Origin of the sequence: Micromonospora sp. NBC_01412 (genome assembly GCF_045040215.1) — a bacterium.
Lineage (GTDB): Bacteria > Actinomycetota > Actinomycetes > Mycobacteriales > Micromonosporaceae > Micromonospora > Micromonospora rubida.
In genome coordinates this window covers 6,565,844-6,585,490 of the sequence record NZ_CP109528.1, presented here as the reverse complement: position 1 = coordinate 6,585,490, position 19,647 = coordinate 6,565,844, and the positions used below count along the sequence as shown (strand labels likewise).

The 19,647-nt window shown below is 73.1% G+C and carries 13 protein-coding genes; 6 read left to right on the top strand and 7 right to left on the bottom strand.

Annotated features, from left to right (window positions below; genetic code table 11):
- Positions 1 to 163: 163 nt before the first annotated feature.
- Positions 164 to 1,375 carry a peptidase M23 gene (locus OG617_RS28755; RefSeq protein WP_405096055.1) on the bottom strand — a complete coding sequence of 404 codons (1,212 nt, stop codon included), beginning with the start codon at positions 1,373 to 1,375 and terminating at the stop codon, positions 164 to 166.
- Positions 1,376 to 1,663: 288 nt separating this feature from the next.
- Entirely contained in the window at positions 1,664 to 2,221 is a 558-nt protein-coding gene (locus OG617_RS28750; protein ID WP_405096054.1) for a pyridoxamine 5'-phosphate oxidase family protein, read from the bottom strand.
- 537 nt (positions 2,222 to 2,758) lie between these two features.
- Between OG617_RS28750 and OG617_RS28745 the strand changes: the two genes are divergently transcribed.
- On the top strand, positions 2,759 to 3,283 hold the full coding sequence (locus OG617_RS28745) for a winged helix-turn-helix domain-containing protein (RefSeq protein ID WP_405096053.1): 525 nt from the start codon (positions 2,759 to 2,761) through the stop codon (positions 3,281 to 3,283).
- Positions 3,284 to 3,377: 94 nt separating this feature from the next.
- Here OG617_RS28745 and OG617_RS28740 read toward each other — a convergent pair whose 3' ends face one another.
- Positions 3,378 to 7,619 (bottom strand): S8 family serine peptidase, encoded by a 4,242-nt coding sequence (locus tag OG617_RS28740; RefSeq protein WP_405096052.1) that lies wholly within the window; start codon positions 7,617 to 7,619, stop codon positions 3,378 to 3,380.
- A 445-nt stretch (positions 7,620 to 8,064) separates the two neighbouring features.
- Here OG617_RS28740 and OG617_RS28735 point away from each other — a divergent pair, with 445 nt between their 5' ends.
- Positions 8,065 to 8,631 carry a winged helix-turn-helix domain-containing protein gene (locus OG617_RS28735; RefSeq protein WP_405096051.1) on the top strand — a complete coding sequence of 189 codons (567 nt, stop codon included), beginning with the start codon at positions 8,065 to 8,067 and terminating at the stop codon, positions 8,629 to 8,631.
- 167 nt (positions 8,632 to 8,798) lie between these two features.
- On the opposite strand, the gene OG617_RS28730 is transcribed toward OG617_RS28735, so the two are convergent.
- Together OG617_RS28730 and OG617_RS28725 are read right to left on the bottom strand one after the other, a co-directional pair.
- Positions 8,799 to 9,971, bottom strand: a complete 1,173-nt coding sequence (locus OG617_RS28730; protein WP_405096050.1) for an acyl-CoA dehydrogenase family protein — start codon at positions 9,969 to 9,971, stop codon at positions 8,799 to 8,801.
- 160 nt (positions 9,972 to 10,131) lie between these two features.
- Positions 10,132 to 11,280 (bottom strand): acyl-CoA dehydrogenase family protein, encoded by a 1,149-nt coding sequence (locus OG617_RS28725; protein ID WP_396678879.1) that lies wholly within the window; start codon positions 11,278 to 11,280, stop codon positions 10,132 to 10,134.
- Positions 11,281 to 11,368: 88 nt separating this feature from the next.
- On the opposite strand from OG617_RS28725, the gene OG617_RS28720 reads away from it, so the two are divergent.
- The 3 genes from OG617_RS28720 to OG617_RS28710 are packed head-to-tail and all read left to right on the top strand — an operon-like array spanning position 11,369 to position 14,575.
- The gene (locus OG617_RS28720; protein ID WP_405096049.1) at positions 11,369 to 12,034 is read left to right on the top strand and encodes a TetR/AcrR family transcriptional regulator; all 666 of its coding nucleotides are present in this window, start codon (positions 11,369 to 11,371) and stop codon (positions 12,032 to 12,034) included.
- 49 nt (positions 12,035 to 12,083) lie between these two features.
- Positions 12,084 to 13,502: an aldehyde dehydrogenase family protein gene (locus tag OG617_RS28715; RefSeq protein ID WP_405096048.1), complete on the top strand. Its 1,419-nt coding sequence runs from the start codon at positions 12,084 to 12,086 to the stop codon at positions 13,500 to 13,502.
- Positions 13,499 to 14,575: an alcohol dehydrogenase catalytic domain-containing protein gene (locus tag OG617_RS28710; RefSeq protein WP_405096047.1), complete on the top strand. Its 1,077-nt coding sequence runs from the start codon at positions 13,499 to 13,501 to the stop codon at positions 14,573 to 14,575. The genes OG617_RS28715 and OG617_RS28710 overlap by 4 nt, the downstream gene beginning before the upstream one ends.
- 27 nt (positions 14,576 to 14,602) lie before the next feature.
- On the opposite strand, the gene OG617_RS28705 is transcribed toward OG617_RS28710, so the two are convergent.
- Entirely contained in the window at positions 14,603 to 15,418 is an 816-nt protein-coding gene (locus OG617_RS28705; RefSeq protein ID WP_405096046.1) for an alpha/beta fold hydrolase, read from the bottom strand.
- 98 nt (positions 15,419 to 15,516) lie between these two features.
- Between OG617_RS28705 and OG617_RS28700 the strand changes: the two genes are divergently transcribed.
- Positions 15,517 to 16,854: a PLP-dependent aminotransferase family protein gene (locus OG617_RS28700; protein ID WP_405096045.1), complete on the top strand. Its 1,338-nt coding sequence runs from the start codon at positions 15,517 to 15,519 to the stop codon at positions 16,852 to 16,854.
- A 65-nt stretch (positions 16,855 to 16,919) separates the two neighbouring features.
- On the opposite strand, the gene OG617_RS28695 is transcribed toward OG617_RS28700, so the two are convergent.
- A complete protein-coding gene (locus OG617_RS28695) occupies positions 16,920 to 19,628 on the bottom strand; it encodes a LuxR C-terminal-related transcriptional regulator (RefSeq protein ID WP_405096044.1) in 2,709 nt (902 codons plus the stop codon).
- Between the last annotated feature and the right edge of the window lie 19 nt (positions 19,629 to 19,647).

Below are 19,647 nucleotides of genomic sequence, written 5' to 3'. Positions count from 1 at the left end.
CAGGAGCCCGCGGCGTCCGCCACGGTCTCCTGGCCGCCGTCCTCGATCAATACACCGGCAGGAGGCGGGCACCATGACCCGCACCACCGTCATCGCCCGGGCCGGCCGGCCCGGGGCCGGTGCGGTTCCGGGCCGGCGGGCCCGCAACCGCACCGGTGCGCTCTCAGCACCAGCCGTTGGCCGGTCCGTTCACCCCGGTCCACATGTACGCGTCGCTGACCCAGGTGCCGTCGGTGAGCCTGTTCCACAGCGCCGTGGTGCCCCACCGGCCGGTGTGCGTGGTGCCGTTGGCCGAGCAGGAGATCGTCACGGTGGAGCCGTCGGCGATCGCGCCGGCGACCCCGTACCCCGTTCCGGGGCCGGTGCGCCGGTTGGCGGTGCCGCCACCGTTGGCGTCGATGATGCCCTGGTTCAGCCCCTGCGAGCCGTAGTTGTACAGCGCCCCGCCGACGTTGACCCGCGCCGAGCCGTGCAGGGCGTACCCCTGGTAGGTCCCGCCGCCGTTCGCGAAGGCCCACTTGCCGAGGCCGTGCCCGGCGAACGGCACGTAGGCGTTGTTCTGCCGCAGGCCGAAGTGCACGTGTCGACCGGTGGCGGATCCGCCGCAGGTGACGTCGGTGCCGGTGTTGCCGAGGAAGGCCCCCTCCCCGACGCCCGCCCCGTTGACGCTGATGCTGTTCCACAGGTGGTAGTAGTCGGTGGCGTAACCGCGGTCGTGGATGACCCGGATCCAGCCCTGGCACATGGTGTAGGCGGTTCCTCCGCGCGCGGCGAGCACCCGCTGGTCTCCGCCGGCCAGGTCGATCGAACTCCACGGCGATTCGCTCCCTCCCCAGCCGTGGGGCCCGCCGGTCAACGACCACGACTGGCCGACGCCGTACGGCAGCCGCATGCCGGTGCGGTAGTCGCCGCCGGCGTACGTCGGGCGGGGCGCGGTGAAGACGTCCCGCTCGCGCGGCGACACCACCGTGGACGGGGCATCGGCGGCGAGAGCGGCGAAGCCGGACTCACCGTCGAAGGCGACCCGCCAGCCGGCGCTGTCCCGGTGGGCCACGAACACCCAGCCCGCCGGGTACGCGCCCTCCTTCGCTGGGGCGACGACGACGGCGGTACCGGACGCCCACGTCCGGCCGTCACGCCGGGTGACCGTGACGCGGGTGTCGTCCGCCCCGGCGGCCCGAAGCTCCGGGTCGGTGGCACTCGCCGCCTGGTCGAGCAGCTTCGCGGTCACCGCCGCCGTGACATCGCCGGTCGGCGACGTGGGACCCGCGGCCCCGGCCGGCGCCGCGACGGCGGTGGTGGTGGGGACGGCGAGCACGAGCAACGCGGTCAGCGCCGCCGCGCCGACAGAACCCCGGGCATGACTTTTGGACACAGGCACCTCCAAGACATGGATGGGCATCGTTGCTATCCAGGTGTCGGGACGGTATCCAATCGCATCGAAGATTGTCTACCGAGCGCGCGGTCCTCGACGTTCGGCCGGTCACGGCGCCGGCCCGGCCAGGGGCGGCCCGGGGTGCGGATCGGTCGCGGTGGCGCCCGTCGACGCTGTCGCGCCCGGTAGAGGTCGCGCGGCAGCGCGGTGAGCAGGACCGCCCGCCACGCCCTGGCACCGGAGTCGAAGGCGGCGACGGCCTCCGCGACCGTGGCGCTCAGCACCTGGTCAGTCGACGGGAAGCGGCGAGCCGCCGGCCCCTCCGTGGGCGGGATTGTGGGCGGGGGCGTTGATCTCGACCGGCGGCGGGAAGCGCGTCACGAAATCGCACAGCGTGATGTGGGTCGGGATGATCGTGACCACCACCATGTCCGTCGTGTGCGCGCGCTTCTGGCTTTCCCACCCCGGCGCCAGGCCCTTGTCCGCGAACATCCGCCAGGACGCCTCGACGTGCTCATCCGGGACCCCCGGCCGAACCTCGATCGACGCCGTGCCGCGCACCAGCATGACAACGGGCGTGTAGTCGGCGACCGGGTCAGCCCCGAGCTTCGCCGCCACCTTCCTCCGCACCTCGGCCGAGTACGTGTCGACGCTGAAGGACACCTGCGGGTGCGCCGCGATCGCCTTGACCTTGTATGCGGTCGTCGGGCTGGCGAAGACGAACGCCTTGCCGTTCCACAGGTAGGCGACCGGCACCGTGCGCGGGTGGCCGTCCAGTCCCACGTACCCGAGCCGCATCGCGACCGGCGACTCCAACAGCGTCTGTGCCACCGGGTCGGTGTTCACCAGATGAACGATCTCCGCGTAGTCCACAGCTGTCCCTTCCTACAAGCGGATGCCGGCACCCGCCCCATCATGGCGCTCACCCCGGACGGCGGCCGCGATCTCCCGCGTCACGGAATGTAGCCTGATCACTACCAGAAAAGTATCGGCAAGGTGCGGGGCCCACGTCTATACGACTGGTTGCCATTCCGGTATCAGGGGGTTTCACGGCGTTTTCCCGGGGGCCTGCGACCGATGGGTGAACGGGTCCCGGATAGTCACGCCGGCCGAAGCGGCGGTGCCGGGCGCGTCGTTCCGGGCCTCGGGGCGGGGCCGCGCCCGCCGGGGCAGGTCGGGGCATCCGGCGCGGGGCGTTGCCGACTGCATAGACGTGCATTACTATACCGATGCTCGGGAAGTGACCACGGCGTCATCGGTCCACTGCGGACCGTCGGTGCGCTGACGGGCTGCGTTCCCGTCCCCCCACACCGCCACCACCAGGCGATCGAGCGGCGTCAGGAAGACACCATCCCGCGAGCGGTGGATGGGGAAGGGGGGAGGATGAGTGGGATCGCGTCCCTGGTCATCGGCATCGCCTCCTCACCGGCGCATCGCCGGCAACTCGCGCAGCTGTTCGGCGGCACCGAGGCGTTCCTGATCGTGTCGAGCGTCGACCAGGCGCGGCGGTTCCTCGGGGTGGTCCGCCGGCCCGACGCCGCAGAGCCGGTAGTGCCCGAACCGGCCGCACGGACCGAACCGGCCGCTCGGACCGAACCGGTGGCCGACGGTGGTACGCCGACGCCGGGGCTGAGCGTCGACTCGGACCGCCGGGTGCTGTGCTGGCGGGGCCGCGAGATCGGCCTGACCCCGCTGGAGCACGACCTCCTTCGCTGCCTGGTCGGCACGCCCGGACACATCTGGAGCTACCAGCGGCTGCACCGTGAGGTCTGGGGCACCGAACACCTGGGCCGGGGCTCCGACCTGCACTCGGTGGTGCGCAGGGTACGGCGCAAGCTGGTCCGGTTGGGCACTTCGGCGACGATCCACACGGTACGTGGGGTCGGCTTCCGCCTCGCGGTGTGCTGACCGCGAGGCCGGTTCGCCACCCACCCATGGAACGGGTCCGGCCCGCCCGGTCGGGTGACCAGGCGGGCCGGATCTGTTCGTCAGCGGTCAGTCGTCAGCAGCGGACCGGGGACAGGGCGAAGTTCTCCACGGTGGGCGTGGCGGTAGTGATCTTCGTCTGCCGGGTCTGCGGCTTCCAGTCGTCCTTGGCGACGATCATGGTCAGCGGGTTGTTCCGCTTGTCCAGCCAGTAGGCGTACCGGCCCTCGGCGTCGGTGGTGAAGGTCAACGACGTGGCCCACGAGTCGACCTGGACCAACGCGCCGGCGATCGGCGCGCTGGCACCCTGGCAGCTCGTCCCGGTGACCGTGCCCATCAGCTTGCCCCAGGTGGTCGGCTGCTGTGCGGTCATCTTCACCGACACCGGCTGCACCGTGTACGGGGTGTCCTCCTTGATCAGGATCGACGCCGAGTAGGTGCCCGGCTGGTCCACGGTGGCCGCGATCCCGACGGTGATCGTGACCTTCTCGCCCGGCGCCAGGGTGGCCGCCGTCTTGTCGATCGTCAGCCAGCTGACGTCCGCGGAAGCCTCGGCACACTCCTCGAAACCGGGCAGGGCCTCGCTGTCCGCCGTGGCGGTGAAGCCACCGGACGAGCCACCGACCTTGTAGAAGCCGCACGCCGCTCCGCCACGGTACCGGGCGGTGTTGGCGTTGGGCAGGTTCGACCACGAGTTGGTGGCCGGGTCGTAGGCGAAGCCGGCGTTGGTGATGGCGCCGCCCTGCGAACCGCCGACGACCAGGAGCTTGCCGTTGGCGACGGCGAACGAGCTGGCCCAGTTGTCGACCGGCGCGTCGGCGATCGCGGTCCAGGCGTTGGTGCCCGGGTCGAAGGCGTAGCCGGCCTTCTGCGCCGCCGTTCCGTCGTTGCCGCCGGCGCAGTAGACGATGCCGCCGATCCCGCCACAGGACAGGAAGGCCACCGCCTTCGGGTAGTCGGGCAGCGCCTCCCAGGCGTCGCTGCCCGGGTCGTACCGGACGACGTCGTTCGACATCGGCGTGCAGCTCGCCGTGGTGCACCCGCCGATGGCGTACAGCTTGCCGTCGACGACCGCCTGACCGGCGGCGGACCGCGGTGCGGGGTTGTTCGCCTTCTTGGTCCAGGTGTTGGCCGCCTGGTCGTACGACCAGGTCGCGGCGTCGGGGCCGGAAGCCCCCCAGCCGCCGGTCACGATGATCTTCCCGTCCACGACGCCCGCCGTCACGGCGTTGCGCGCGCCGGGAAGGTCGGCGATCGGCTTCCAGCTCTGCGCGATCGGGTCGTAGACGTAGTTCTTCGCGCTCGACGCCGAGCCGTTACCGCCGGCGATCGAGTACACCTTGCCGTCCAGGTTGACCACCCGGTTGTCCATCACGTTCGTCGGGTAGTCGGCGATGTCCGTCCAGGGATCGGCCTGCGGGCCGACCGGGGCGGGGGTGGCCGTGCTCGCCTTGCCCGACGCCTGCGCGGCGAACGACGTGGCGGCGGTGAGCCGCTGCGGCGGAGCGCCTGCGGAGCCCAGGATCTGCTGCTTGGTCAGCCGGGATCCGTCGGCCCGCAACAGCTCGAACCCGTCGTCCCGCTCGCTGAACTGGACCTTGACGGGGGCGCCGCCGGTGTTGGTCACCGTGACGGTCTTGGTGGCCTTGCCGCTGGGCATCCGGACCGTGGCGGCGACCGCCGCCGGCTGCACCGACAGCCGGCCGGCCGCGAGCTGGAAGTTGACAGGGGTGGCCCAGTCGGTCTGGACGTCGACCTGCTTGCTCTGGCTGACGTAGTTGCCGGCCTTCGCGGTGAAGCGGTGCGTGTCGGTCTGCGACGAGAACAGCCAGTAGAAGCCGTCCGCCAGCTCGGTGTCGTCGGGGGTCGCCACGGTGGTGGCCGTCTCGTTCGGCTTGTCGTCGCTGGTGACGGTGGCGCCGTTGACGTAGCCGTTGTCGTTCTTGTCCCGGACGTGCCCGAGCACCAGGCCGCCGTTGGTCGGCTTGCAGGTGACCGCGCTACCGATCAGCACGTTGTCGACCTGCCACCACCACTCGTAGGAGGCCTCGTAGTAGTGGAACCGGACCTGGACCTCCGACTTGCCCGCGGCCTGCGGGATCGGCACCTGGGTCACCCGGGGGCCGCGGAAGTCCGCCGCCTGCCGGAGCACGTTGGCCCAGGTCGCACCGCCGTCGAGGCTGAGGTCGACGTCCGCGCGGTCCGAGCTCAGCCAGTTGTAGTCCTGGTTGAACCGGATCATCGGGGTCGCGACGTCGGTGAGGTCGACGACCGGGCTGACCAGGGAGGTGTCCTGCCGACCACCGGCTGCGTAGTTGTCGCTGTCGATGATCGCAAAGTTACCGGCGCCGCCGGTGAGGTTGCCCCGGTCGCCGGCGTCGGTGAAGTCCCACACCTGACCGGTGCCGGCGTTGTCCACCACCGACCAGTCGGTCGGAACGCGGTTGCCGTCGAAGGTCTCGTACACGCCGTCCGAGCCGTACGTGTATCCGGGCGCCGTGGTGCAGGCGGCGGAGTCGACGGGCACGGCGACGTTGTGGGTGGCGTTGCCCGAGCCGACCACGACGTCCTTGGTCACGGTCTGGTAGCCCGCGTACTTCGGCTCGACCTTGAGCTGGTACGTCGCGCCGGCGGGGAGCGTGAGGCTGTACCGGCCGTTGGCGGGCGTGGTGTAGTCGGACGCCGACAGGCCCACGACGCTGACCTTGGCGTACAGCGGCCAGCCGTGTCCGGAGCCGTCGGTCACCGAGCCGCTGACGGTCACGCTCGGCACGGCGGTCAGGGCGACGTCGATCGTGGTGGTCGCGTTCTTGGCGACCGTCGCCGGGACCGTCTTGCTCCCGTAGCCGAACGCGGTCACGGCGACCTGGTAGTCGCCGGCCGGGAGCAGGGTCGAGTACGTGCCGTCGGTCCCGGTGGTCAGCTCGCGGGCCGCCGGGCCGGTGAGGGCCAGCGTGGCGCCCGGCAGCGGGGCGCCGGTGTCCGCGTCGGTGACCTTGCCGGCCAGGGTCCCGGTGTCGCCGATGGGGGCGGCGGCGAGCAGCGCGAGCGCGTCCAGTCGACCCTCGCCGTACACGTTGTTGTCGTCCGCGGTGCCGCCGCACTGGGCGTCGGCCTTGTCGATCGCCGAGTTGTCCAGCAGGGCGCGCGTCGCGGTGATGTCACCGGCCAGCGCGGGCGCCGCCGACCACAGCAGCGCGACCGCACCCGCGAGGTGCGGCGCGGCCATCGAGGTGCCGCTGTAGCTGGCGTAGCCGCTGCCGGGAACGCTGGAGCGGACGTTGACGCCGGGCGCCGAGATGTTGGGCTTGATCCCGCCGTCCTGCCCGGACCCCCGGGAGGAGAAGCTGGCGATGTTGTTGTTGACGTCGTACGCGCCGGTCGAGTAGTTGCTGGTCCGGCTGCCCGGTGAACCACTGGTCTGGCAGGCCGGGCCCTTGTTGCCGTTGGACCAGGTCCCGAAGATGCCCGACGCCTCCCAGGCCAGCGTCACATCCTCCATGAACGGGTCGTTGGAGGGCTGCGTGGTGCCCCACGAGTTGTTGATGATGTTGGGCCGCTTGCTGGCGTCCGGGTTCTGGCCGGCGAGATCGGTGGGCTCCAGCATCCACTGGCCGGAGGTGACCAGCGCGGCGTCGCTCGGGCAGCAGCCGTTCGCCGCGATCCACTTGACCCCGGGCGCGACACCGATCTGGTTGGCGCCGGCGGCGCCGGCCATCGTGCCCATGGTGTGCGTGCCGTGGCCGTCGCCGTCGCAGGGCGCGGTGGCGCACTCGCCGGCGGCGTCGAACCAGTTGTAGTTGTGGTCGAAGGTGCCGTCGCCGTTGTTGCCGCGGTAGGCGCCCACCAACGCCGGGTGGTCGAACTGCACCCCGGTGTCGATGTTCGCCACCGTGATGCCCGCGCCGGTGACGCCGTACTCGGACCAGACGTCGTCGGCGTTGATGTTGGCGATGCCCCACTCGAGGGCGTTCGCCGCCTTCGCGTCGGCGTCCTTGGTGACCTTGGGCACCTCGTAGGCCGTCGAGGCGTAGACGCCCTCGACCTCGGCGTGCTCGGCGAAGTTCTGCGCCATGGCCAGGGAGCCGCTGCTGACCTTGATGGCGTTGGTCGCCCAGAAGGACTGGTACTTGGCGCCCGAGCCGTCGAGCTCGGCGCGGACCTTGGTCTGACTGTCGACCGCGGTCTTGCGCAGCGCGTCGGCGACCGCCGCGCCCCGCTCGGTCCAGTTCTTGATCGCGCTGGCCTTGCTCAGGTCGGCCCGGTCGGTGAAGCGGATCCAGAAGTCGCTCTCGCTCTTCGCCTGGAGCTGGTTCATCAAGTCGGGTCGGATCTTGTCCGCGGACGCGGCGGGCGCGGCCTGCACGCCGGAACCGGTTGTCGCCAGACCTGCCGCGGCGAGCGCGATCGCCGCACCCGCGCTCGCCAGGCGCCTGAACAGGCGCCTGCCGTGTGGACGTCTCAGCATCGGTGCTGTCTCCTCCAGAAACGACCCGCGGTTAATCGAGCCATGGCGAAGGGTGCAAAAGACCCATCTCCTGTCTGGATCACACCGGAATGAACGAACCCCCCAGGCCCCCAGGCGCCGTGCGGGTCACGCCGGCTGCCTGTGTGGACACTATGATCGAAAAAGATGAACGATCAAGCACGGCACGTGAGCAACTTGTCGCTAAGAGTTGCTCACGTGGCGGCGGGTTTGACAATTACTGTCACGGCCATGACCAAGTCGGGCAGAAATTGCCCATCGTTTCCGGGTGGGTGCGGTGACCGAGGACGACGACAGCACGACGCCGGCCGGGTTCGACGAGACCGGCAGCCCGTTCCCGCTGGTGATCGCGGTGACACCGTCACCGGCCGAACGGATCCGGCTCGCCGAACACCTCGACGGCATCGCGCCGCTGCTGCTGGTGGCCGACCTTGACGAGCTGCGCAGGCTGATCACGGCCGCACAGGCGCAGCCGAAGCCCGGTGCGCCGCCGGCACGGACCCCCGCCGCCGCGCCGGCGGCACCGGACGACACCCTGCGGATCGACCCGGCCCGGCTCACCGCCCGGTGCCGGGACCGCGAGGTCTCCCTCACCCGGCTCGAACACGACCTGCTGGCCTGCCTGATCACCGAACCGGTCCGGGTCTGGAGCTACGCCGAGCTGCACCGGTCGGTCTGGCGTGCCGAGGGACGCCAACGCACGGCGGACGTGCAGTCCCTGGTGAAGCGGTTGCGGCGCAAGCTCGGCGAGCTCGGCACCGGCGTCACCGTCGTCGCGGTGCGCGGTGTCGGGCTCCGGCTGACCGATCACCGACAGCCGAGGGTCGGCGGCGCCGACGGCTGACCCTCGCCCGGTGGCCGTGGGCCGGCCGCGCGTGGCAGCCCGACAGGCGGGAGCCCCACCGCGGCCGGCCGGATCGCGCCCCAAGGCGCGTGGTCACCCCGGGCCGGGCTCGGGGCGAGGGTCTCTCTTCACGGCGGCGGCCAGGTCGCCTGTGTCGGCGAAGGTCCTCATCCGAGATGCCCGCCGATCTTCGTGTAGCCGCGCAGCAGGTCCCGCGCAATGATCAGGCGCTGCATCTCGTCGGTGCCCTCGAAGATCCGGTACAGCCGGACCTGCCGGTACCAGCGCTCGATCGGCAGTTCCCGGGTGTAGCCCATGCCGCCGTGGATCTGGAGCACCCGGTCCACCACGCGGTTGACCATTCCGGCACCGTAGAGCTTGCCCATCGACGAGGCGTGCCGGGGGTCCATTCCCTGGTCGACCGTCCAGGCGGCGCGCAGCACCAGCCAGCGGGCCGCCTCGAGTTCGGTCTCCGAGTCGGCGATCATCCACTGGATGGCCTGGTTGGTGCCGATCTTCGCGCCGAACGTCTCCCGGGTGTTGGCCTGGTCGATCGCCATCTGCAACGCCCGCTCGGCGATGCCGATGGCGTGCGAGGGGATCGTGTAACGACCCTTGCCGATCCACTCCATGCCCAGCGCGAAGCCCTGGCCGACCTCGCCGAGGATGTTGCGGTGCGGCACCCGTACGCCGTCGAAGACCAGCGCGGCCGGGCCGCCCTCGCCCATGGTCTGGATGAACTCGGAGCGCCAGCCCATCGACCGGTCCACCAGGAAGGCGGTCGCCCCGCCGTTGCGGGCGCCCCGCTCCCGGTCGGTGACGGCGACCACGATGGCGAAGTCGGCGTCGTTGCCGCCGGTGATGAAGGTCTTCTCCCCGTCGAGGATCCAGTCGTCACCGTCCCGGCGGGCCGCGAGCCTGATGTTGGCGGCGTCCGAGCCGGCGCCCGGCTCGGTGATCGCGAAGCAGGACAGCCGTTCCCCCTCGATGGTCGGGATCAGGAACTCCCGCTTCTGCTCCTCGCTGGCGTGGAAGAGGATGTTGTCGGCCTCACCGCCGAAGCGGAACGGCACGAAGGTACGGCCCAGCTCGGTCCAGATCAACGACTGGGTTACGGCGGGCAGCTCCATCCCGCCGTACTCCTGCGGGGTGGCCAGGCCCCAGAAGCCGAATTGCCTCGCCTTGAGCTGCAACTCGCGCAGTTCGTCGCGTTCCAGGCCGGGCCGGTGCGCCCGCTCGCGCCGCAGCAGCTCCTGCTCCAGCGGCCTGACCTCCCTGCTGATGAAGCTGCGGGCGGTGTCGCGGATGGCCCGCTCCTCGTCGGAAAGCGCGAAGTCCATGTCCCCTCCGGATCTCTTCGGACGTGGCGCGGGTCAGCGCGCGCAGCCGTTGACGTACGGGGTCTGCCCGGTGACGTACGACGCGTCGCCGCTGGCTCCCCTGCGTCCCGCCGTGACGACGGCGGGCCGGGCGACGAATCTGGTCACGGTTCTCCCTGGGCTAGAAGGCGTTGACGCCGGTGAGCGCGCGTCCGATGAGGAGTTGCTGGATCTGGCTGGTGCCCTCGTAGAGGGTGGCGACGCGGGCGTCGCGCAGATACTTGCCCACCGGGTACTCGTCGATGTAGCCGTACCCGCCGAAGACCTGGACCGCGTTGTTGGCCGCGCGGACGGCGGCCTCGCTGGCGAAGAGCTTGGCCATCGACGCCTCGGTGGCGAAGGGCTCGCCCCGGTCGATCAAATCGGCCACCCGCCAGACCAGCAGCCTCGCCGCGGCGGTGTCGACCGCGATCTCGGTGAGGAGCTGCTGCACGAGCTGGTGGCCGGCGATGGGTTTGCCGAACTGGGTGCGCTGCCCGGCGTAGCCGACGGCGGCGTCGAGGCAGCCCTGGGCGATGCCGACGCAGCCGGCGGCCACCGACATCCGGCCCTTGGCCAGGGTGGCCAGCGCCAGCCGGAAGCCGCCGCCCTCCTCGCCCAAACGGGCCGAGTCGGGCACCCGGACGCCGTCGAGGACCAGCTCGGCGGTGGCCTGCCCGCGCAGCCCGAGCTTGCCGTGGATCTCCCGCCGGGTCAGCCCCGGGCTGTCGGTGGGCACCAGGAAGGCGGTGATCCCCCGGTGCCCCGGCCCGCCGGAGCGGGCGAAGACCAGGGCGACATCGGCGGTGGTGCCGTTGGTGATGAACACCTTCGCGCCGGTGAGCAGCCAGTCGTCGCCGTCGCGGGTGGCCCGGGTGGTCAGGGCGGCGGCGTCGGAGCCGCTGCCCGGCTCGGTCAGCGCGAAGCAGCCGAGGGCGGTGCCGGAGCAGAGCCGGGGCAGCCATCGCGCCCGCTGCTCCGGGGTGCCGTGCGCGGCGATCGACTTCGCGACCAGTCCGAGCGACACCGAGACGATGCCGCGCACGGCGGAGTCGCCGCGGCCCAGTTCCTCCAGCACCAGGCAGTAGGAGAGGTGGTCGCCGCCGGAGCCGCCGTGTTCCTCGGCGACGGTGAGGCCGAGGAAGCCGACGTCGCCGAGCTTGCGGACGATGCCCGGGTCGACCGACTCCCGCCGGTCCCAGGTCGCCGCGTGCGGCACCACCTCGCGCGCGACGAAGTCCGCGGCGAGCTGGCGTACGGCCGCTTGCTCGGTGGAAAGGTGCAGGTCCATGACAATAAACTAGCGGTGCAAGTTTTAATCTGTCCAGACCCGCCTGTGGCAGAGTTCTGCACGGATCATCGAACAGAGGAGGAAGCCGATGCCCCGGCCGCGGCAGGCACTGCTCAGTCGGCAGCGAATCGTCGAGGCCGCTGCCGCGCTGATCGACTCCGCAGGGCTGGAGGGGTTCTCCACCCGCCGGCTCGCCGCCGAGCTGGGCGTCCGTGGCCCCTCGTTGTACAACCACTTCGCCACCAAGGACGAGATCCTCGACGCGGTGGCCGACAGCATCACCGCGCGGGTGGACGTGTCGTTCTTCGGCAGGCTCGACTGGCGGGAGGCACTGCTCCGGTGGGGGCACTCGTACCGGGCCGCGCTCGCCGCCCACCCACACATCGTGCCGTACCTGGTCCGGGGCCCGGGACGCCGGCCGGCGGCGCTGGCCATGGCCGACGCCGTGTACGGCGGGCTGGTCGACGCGGGCTGGCCACCGGCCCGGGCCACCCACGTCGGCGCGCTCATGCGGTACTTCGTCGCGGGATCGGCGCTGGGGTCGTTCGCCCAGGGCTTCGTGGAGGACCCGGGGCTGTACGCCGACCAGTACCCGCACCTCGCCCAGGCCCACCGGCTGGCCGAGCACCAGCAGCGCGTCGACGAGGGCGCCTTCGACCTCGGCCTCGACGCGCTCGTCGACGGCCTGGCGCGCACCTACGAGCGGACCGTAGGCCCGCTACCGCCCCTCCCGCCGGCCGGCGAAACGGACTAAAGTCGAAACTTTCACTGCTAGTTCAGGGCCGACGTACGTGAGGGGCGCGATGGATCTCGCACGGACCGACTTCTACCTCGACGGCCGCTGGGCCGCCGCCTCCGGCTCGGGGACCCTGCCGGTGCACAACCCGGCGACCGAGGAGGTCATCGCGACCGTGCCGGCCGGCACGGCGGACGACGTCGACCGGGCCGTCGACGCCGCCCGGGCCGCGTTCGCCGGCTGGGCCGCCGCCGCGCCGGCCGACCGGGCGGCGTGCCTGGGCCGGCTGCACGACGCGCTGACCGCCCGCGCCGACGACATCGCCCGGACCATCGCGTGCGAGCTGGGCACCCCGCTCAAGGTGGCCACCCGGATGCAGGCCGGGCTCCCCCTCACGGTCCTCGGCGGCTACGTCGAGCTGGCCGCGCGAGGGCCGGCCGAGCAGACCGTGGGTCACTCGCTGGTGGTGCGTGAACCCGTCGGCGTGGTCGGCGCGATCACCCCATGGAACTACCCGCTGCACCAGGTCGTGGCCAAGCTCGCCCCCGCCCTCGCCGCCGGCTGTCCGGTCGTGCTCAAGCCCAGCGAGCTGACGCCGCTGGTGGCGTACCTGCTCTTCGACGCGATCGACGAGGCCGGCTTCCCGCCCGGGGTGGTCAACCTGGTCACCGGCACCGGCCCGGTGACCGGCGAGGCCCTCGCCGCCCACCCGGGCGTCGACATGGTCTCCTTCACCGGGTCCACGGCCACCGGCCGGCGCATCTCCCACCTGGCCGCGGACCGCATCGCCCGGGTCGCCCTGGAACTCGGGGGCAAGTCGGCCAACGTGATCCTCGACGACGCCGACCTGGCCGCAGCGGTGAAGGTGGGCGTCGGCAACGCCTTCCTCAACTCCGGGCAGACCTGCACCGCCTGGACCCGGATGCTGGTGCACCGGACCCGCTACGAGGAGGCCCTCACCCTGGCCGCGCAGGCCGCGGCGGGATACCGGCTGGGCGATCCGTTCGACCCGGCCACCCGGCTCGGCCCGCTCGTCTCGGCCGCGCAGCGGCAGCGGGTACGCGACCACATCGACAGGGGCCTGGCCGACGGGGGCCGGCTGGTCGCCGGCGGACCGGACGCCCCGGTTCCGGACCGGGGCTTCTTCGTCGCCCCCACGGTGATCGGCGACGTCGACCCGGACAGCGCGCTGGCCCAGGAGGAGGTCTTCGGGCCGGTGCTCGCGGTGATCCCGGTCGACGACGACGCGCACGCCGTCGAGGTGGCCAACAACTCCCGGTACGGGTTGGCCGGCGCGGTCTGGTCCGGCGACGAGCAGCGGGCGCTGCGCGTCGCCCGGGCGCTGCGCACCGGCGCGGTGGACATCAACGGCGCCCCGTTCAACCCGCTCGCCCCGTTCGGCGGCTACAAGCAGTCCGGCCTCGGCCGGGAGCTGGGCGGCTACGGGCTGGACGAGTTCCTGCAGACCAAGGCGATCCAGCGATGAGGGCGCTGGTCGCCCGGGCCGTCGGGGAGCCGCCCCGGGTGGAGGACGTCGACCTGCCCGCCCCCGGCCCCGGCCAGGTACGGGTGGAGATCCGGGCCGCCGGGGTGTGCCACTCCGACCTGTCGATGGTCAACGGCACGGTGGCGTCGCCGTACCCGCTGGTGCTCGGGCACGAGGCGGCGGGGGTCGTGGTCGAGGTCGGCGACGGCGTCTCCCGGGTCGTGCCCGGCGAGCACGTGGTGCTCAACTGGGCGCCGCCGTGCCGGCGATGTTGGCACTGCGGGCACGACGAGCCGTGGCTGTGCGAGCGCGCCGGGACGCCCGCCGTCGCCCGGGGCCGGACCTCGGGCGGCGAGCAGCTACACGTCACCCTCGGCCTCGGCGCCCTCGCCGAACAGGTGGTGGTGCCGCAGCACGCCGTGATCCCCGTCCCGGCAGAACTGCCGATGGAGGTCGCCGCGCTGCTGGGCTGCGCCGTGCTCACCGGCATCGGTGCGGTCCGCCGGACCGCCCGGGTGGCCCCCGGTGACTCGGTGGCCGTCGTCGGCCTCGGCGGGGTGGGGCTGTCGGTGGTGTCCGCCGCCCGAGCCGCCGGCGCCGGCCCGGTGCTCGCCGTCGACGTGTCGCCGGCGAAGGCGGAGCTGGCTCTCGCCGCGGGCGCCACCGACTTCCTGGTCGCCGACGAGTCCCTCAGCCGGGCGGTCCGGGCGCTGACCGCCGGGCGGGGCGTCGACCACGCCGTGGAGTGCGTGGGGCGGGGCAGCACCATCCGCGCCGCCTGGCGGGCCACCCGGCGGGGCGGGCAGGTGATCGTGGTGGGCATGGGCGGCAAGGACGACATCGTCAGCCTCAGCGCGATGGACATCTTCCACTCGGCCCGGACGCTGCGCTCGTCGGTCTACGGCCCCTCCGACCCCGACCGGGACGTGCCGGAGCTGGCCCGGGCCGTGCTCGACGGCACCCTCGACCTCGGCTTCCTGATCACCGACCGGACCACCCTGGACGGCGCGGCGGAGGCGTTCGCCCGGATGGCCCGGGGGGAGGGGGCCCGCACCGTGGTCGTGCCCCAGTAGAGCCGGCCCCGGTCACGAAGATGGTCGTCACCGCTGTCCCCCCACCGCCGTGACCTGCTGAAGCAGGCGCCCGAGCGCGGCGTTGAAGACCGCTTCCCGCTCCAGGTTGGGCAGGTGGCCGGCGCCGTCGACCACGACCAGCGTCGCGCCCGGGACGCACTCGGTGATGAGTTCGGCATCGCCGATCGGGGTGAACTCGTCGTCACTGCCCACCACGACCAGGGTGGGGACCTCGACCCGGCGCAGCGTCTCGACGTAGTCGGGGCGCTCGGCACGTCCGCGCAGGGCGGCGGCGGCACCGACCGGCGAGGTCGTACGCATCATGATGCTGACCTGCCGGGCGATCTCCGGCAGGGCCGAGATGTTCCGCGGAGCGAGCATCTTCGGCAGGACCTCCTCGGCGTAGCCGGCCATGCCCTCCCGGAGCAGCCGGTCGGCGAGCTCGTTGCGGAGCTCGCGCCCGAGATCGGTCTCCGCCGGCGCGGAGGTATCGGCCAGCAGGACGCCGGTGATGCGCTCGGGGAACTGGCGCAGACACTCCATCACGACCTGCCCGCCCATCGACAGTCCACCGAGGACGAATCGGGGTACGCCGAGCCGGTCGAGCAGGCCAGCAACGTCCCGGGCGAACACGTCGAGTGTGGTGCGGCCCGAAACCACCGTGCTCTCGCCGTACCCGCGCAGGTCTGCGGCGACGACCCGCCACCCGGCGGCCACCGCGAAGTCGACCTGTGGACGCCACATGGAGCGGTTGAAGGGATGCCCGTGCACGAGGACCAGAGTCTGCCCGTCGCTGCGATCGTCGTATCCGACGCTGACTCCGTTGACCTGTGTCGTGGCCATCGCCGCCTCCTCCCGAGGTTGATCTCGACAAGAAGGCTATGCGGTGCAATAGTCAGGTGCAATAAGAACAATGCCCTCGGAGCAATTGGGAGCGGATCGTGGACGACTACCGGCGGATCGCCGAGGGGATCGCCACCGACATCGCCGCCGGCCGGCTCGCCGCCGGACACCGCCTGCCGCCGCAGCGGACCTTCGCCCGCCAACACGGCATCGCCAACTCCACCGCCTCCCGGGTCTATGCGGAGCTGGCCCGGCGCGGGCTGGTGACCGGGGAGGTCGGCCGGGGCACCTTCGTCCGGACGGCGACCCCGCCCCCGGAACCCGCCCTCGCCGAACCCGGTGACGTCCGCGTCGACCTGGAGCTGAGCTTCTCGGTGCTGCCGCAACAGCCCGCGCTGCTGGCCGGTGCTCTGGCCGGCCTGCTGCGGCCCGAGGCGCTGGCAACCGCGCTGCCCCCGGTCGGAGTCGCCGGGACGCCCGCGGTGCGGGAAGCCGTCGCCGGGCTTCTCGGCCGCCCCGACTGGGCCCCAGACCCACGGCAGATCCTGTTCACCGGCAACGGCCGGCAGGCGATCGCCGCCGCCATCGCCGCCCTTGTCCCGGTGGGCGGGCGGCTCGGCGTCGAAGCGCTCACCTACCCCGTCGTCAAGGCCATCGCCAGCCGGCTCGGCGTCACCCTCGTCCCGATGCCGACCGACCAGGACGGCTTGCTGCCCGAGGCCGTCGCCGAGGCACACCGCGCCGCCCCGCTCCGGGCCGTCTACCTCCAGCCGACCCTGCACAACCCGCTCGGCACGACCATGCCGGCGCACCGCCGCGCCGCGCTCGCCGGCCTGCTCGACCAACTCGGGGTGTACGTCATCGAGGACGCCGTCTGGTCGTTCCTCACCGACGCCCCGACACCGCTGGCCGCACTGGCACCGTCCCGCACCATTCTCGTCGACAGCCTCTCGAAGCGGCTCGCTCCGGGCCTCACCGTCGGCTTCGCCGCCGCGCCACCACAGCTCATCGACCAGCTCGCGACCGCGATCCGGTCCGGCACCTGGACCGCCACCCGCTTCGCGCTGGACGCGGCCACGCGATGGCTCTGCGACGGGGCGGTCGCCACCATCACCGCCGGCAAGCGCCGGGACGCCCGCGCCCGGCAGGAGCTGGCGCGAACCCGGTTGGCCGGCCAGATCCTCCAATCCGATCCGGACGCCTATCACTGCTGGTGGGAGCTGCCGGAGCCGTGGCGCGCCGAGACATTCGTCGCGGCCGCGGCCCGCCGGGGCATCGCGGTCACCCCCGCCGCCGCGTTCACCGTCGGGACCAGCCACGCCCCCAACGCCGTACGGCTCGGGCTGGCCGCACCGCCGCTGCCGACCCTGTCCTGGGCGCTTGACACGCTCGCGGCGCTGGCCCGCTCCAGTCCGGAGGACGGCGGGCCGGAATAGCCCGCCGGCCCGAGCGACACCGGGTGGAGACCGTCGCATCAGAGCCGAGGCAACGAATACACGCTCTAGGACAACGCGCGGGCCAGTTGGGTGCGGGAGCGGATGCCGAGGCGGTGGAAGATGTTGCGCAGGTGGTGGTCGACCGTGCGGGTGGAGAGGAACATCCGGCTGGCGATCTCCCGGTTGGTGGCGCCCTCCGCGACCAGCTGCGCGATCCGCAGCTGCTGACCTGTCAGCACCGCCGCCGCCGGCAGGTCCGGCCCGCCCACCGCCTCCCCGGCGGCCCGCAGCTCGGCGGCGGCCTGCTCGGCCAAGGCTGTCGCCCCGAGGACGGTGAACGTCTCGCGGGCGTCGTGCAGGTGCTCGCGGGCGTCTCGGGGCCGCCGGCTGCGCCGCAACTCCCGGCCGAACAGCAGCCCGGTGCGGGCCCGCTCGAACCCGCCCGCCGGGTGCAGCCGCAACGCGGCACGGAAGCCCTCCTCCGCCTCCGCGCTGCCCCGGGGGGCGAGCAGCGCGTGGCACCGCGCGGACAGCGCCCGACGCGACGGGCTCGCCGTACTGTCGGCCCAGCGGTCGAAGACGGCGAGGGCGGCGACGGCCACCGGCCGGTGTGCCGGGTGAACCGCGGCCTCCACCAGGTACGGCGTGGCCATCACCTGGACGAGGACCTGCCCGCGGCCGGTGCCGGGCCGGGCCAGGCCCGCCAACCGGGCCGCGGCGTCGCCGGGTCGCCCGTCGACCAGGTCCAGCACGGCCAGGGCCCAGCGCGCCAGGGCGGCGGGACGGCTCTCCGGCGCCGGGGCCTCGCCGATCTGGCGGATCAGCCGCAGGCCGGCGTCCCGGTCGGCGCGGATGGCGCAGAGCACCGCCAGCATGCCCAGGTGGACGCCGGCCCAGGTGGCCTGGCCGGTGATCCGGGCGAGGCGCAGCCCTTCCCGGGAGGTCTCCGCCGCCGCCTCGTGCCGGCCCAACCAGTACTCGGCGTCCGCCCGCAGCTCCAGCGCCCGCGGCAGGACTGCCAGTTCACCGCTCGTACGGGCCAGCTCGACGGCCCGGTCGGCGAGCCGGTGCGCCGTGGCGTCCACGGCCACCAGGAGACCGGCCACCGAGGCGCAGGTCAGGGCGGCCGGGGTAAGGGCCTGGCCGGTCAGCTGGTCGGCGAGGACGACGACCCGGCGCAGCGCCGGGCCGGCCCGTTCGTGGTCGCCGCGCAGCGTTGCCGCGACCCCGGCGACGTGGGTCGCCAGCAACTCCGCGCCGGGCCCCTGCCCGGGGCGACACAGTGCCGGCGCACGCCGCGCCACCTCGGCGTAGCGGTACTGGTCGCCGGCGAAGCAGACCGCCTCGCCGGCCCGCACCAGCGTGCCGAGGGCCAGGGCGGGTTCGGCGCCGGCCACCGCGTCCGCCGCGGCCAGCAGCGTCGTCAGGGCCACCGGGGTCGGGCCGCAGCGCAGTGCCATCTCGCCGCGCAGCAGCGCCGCCCGGCCGGCCGGCTCCGGCGCGGCGGTGGGCAGGCCCGCCAGCAGCAGCCGGGCCCGGTGCGGTTGGCCCGCCGCCCAGGCGTGGTGAGCGGCGTCCACGAGCCGGGCGGCGGCGCGGGCGGGCTCGGCGCTGAGCTCGGCGGCGCGGTGCAGCGCCGCCGACAGTGCGGCCGGCCGCCCACCGCCACTCGCCGCAGCCTCCAGTTCGCCCGCCAGATCGGGATCGGGGCCGTCGGCGGCGGCGGCGAGGTGCATGGCCCGGCGCAGTCGCCGCCCGGGGCCGTCGAGCAGGCCAGCGAGCAGCAGGTGCGCCGTACGACGCTCGGCGAGGGGCGCCGTGGCCTCGACCATCGCCCGGGCCACCGGGTGGGGGAACGTCACCCCGTGCGGCTCGACGCGGACCAGTCCGGTGACCTCGGCGGGGACGAGCGCCTCGATCACCGTGCCGGCGGCACGCGCGGCCCGTACCAGGGTGGCCGGGTCCAGCTCGCTGTCGAGGGCGGCGAGCAGCAGCACGCGTCGGGTGTCGTCCGGGAGCCGGCCCAACCGGGCCCGGTAGCCGCGGCCCAGCGCGCCGTCGGCCGGTGGCGCGGCGGGCAGGGGTTCCTCCCCTCGGCACTGGGCGGGGCTCAGCGAGCCGGCGAGGTCCACCAGCGCCTGCGGGTTGCCCCCGGCGAGCGTGCCGAGGGCGGTGGCGACCAGTTCGGACGGGCGGGTGGGCAGCCGGTCGACGAGGACCGCGCGGCTGTCACGTTCGTCGAGGGCCCGGAGCCGCCGGGTGGGGATGCCGCCCGGCGCGGTGTCGGTGGCCCCGGTGAGGACGACGACGACCGGCAGGTGGCGCACGCGGCGGGCGACGAACGCCAGCAGGTCGGCGGTGGGGCGGTCGCCGACGTCGACGTCGTCCATGGTGCAGAGCAGGGGGCGCTCCCGGGCGGCGGCGGCGAGCAGCCCGAGCACGGCCATCGAGAACGCCAGGCGATGGTCGACCGGGCAGCCCTCGCCGGCCAGGGCGTGCCGCAGCACGCGGCGTTGCCGTTCGGGCAGGGATTCGGCCCGGTCGAGCACCGGGTCGAGGAGTCGTTGCAGTCCCGCGTAGGGCAACGTCGCCTCCTCCGCGAGCCCGGCCCCGGACAGGACGGCGCACGCCCGCGCCTGCCGGTGCGCGTAGTTGACCAGGGCGGTGCGGCCGGAGCCTGGCTCGCCCTGGATCAGCAGCGCTGCCCCGCCGCCCGCCACGCCGTCGAGCAGGCCCCGGATCGCCCGGCACTCGTCGTCCCGACCCCGCAACACGGTTATTTGCACTGGCGAT

Bases quoted from the DNA above. Each gene is read 5' to 3' on its own strand.
- OG617_RS28745 (WP_405096053.1), top strand. From the start codon at position 2,759: ATGAGTGGGATCGCGTCCCTGGTCATCGGCATCGCCTCCTCACCGGCG.
- OG617_RS28740 (WP_405096052.1), bottom strand. From the start codon at position 7,619: ATGAACCAGCTCCAGGCGAAGAGCGAGAGCGACTTCTGGATCCGCTTC.
- OG617_RS28730 (WP_405096050.1), bottom strand. From the start codon at position 9,971: ATGGACTTCGCGCTTTCCGACGAGGAGCGGGCCATCCGCGACACCGCC.
- OG617_RS28725 (WP_396678879.1), bottom strand. From the start codon at position 11,280: ATGGACCTGCACCTTTCCACCGAGCAAGCGGCCGTACGCCAGCTCGCC.
- OG617_RS28720 (WP_405096049.1), top strand. From the start codon at position 11,369: ATGCCCCGGCCGCGGCAGGCACTGCTCAGTCGGCAGCGAATCGTCGAG.
- OG617_RS28715 (WP_405096048.1), top strand. From the start codon at position 12,084: ATGGATCTCGCACGGACCGACTTCTACCTCGACGGCCGCTGGGCCGCC.
- OG617_RS28710 (WP_405096047.1), top strand. From the start codon at position 13,499: ATGAGGGCGCTGGTCGCCCGGGCCGTCGGGGAGCCGCCCCGGGTGGAG.
- OG617_RS28705 (WP_405096046.1), bottom strand. From the start codon at position 15,418: ATGGCCACGACACAGGTCAACGGAGTCAGCGTCGGATACGACGATCGC.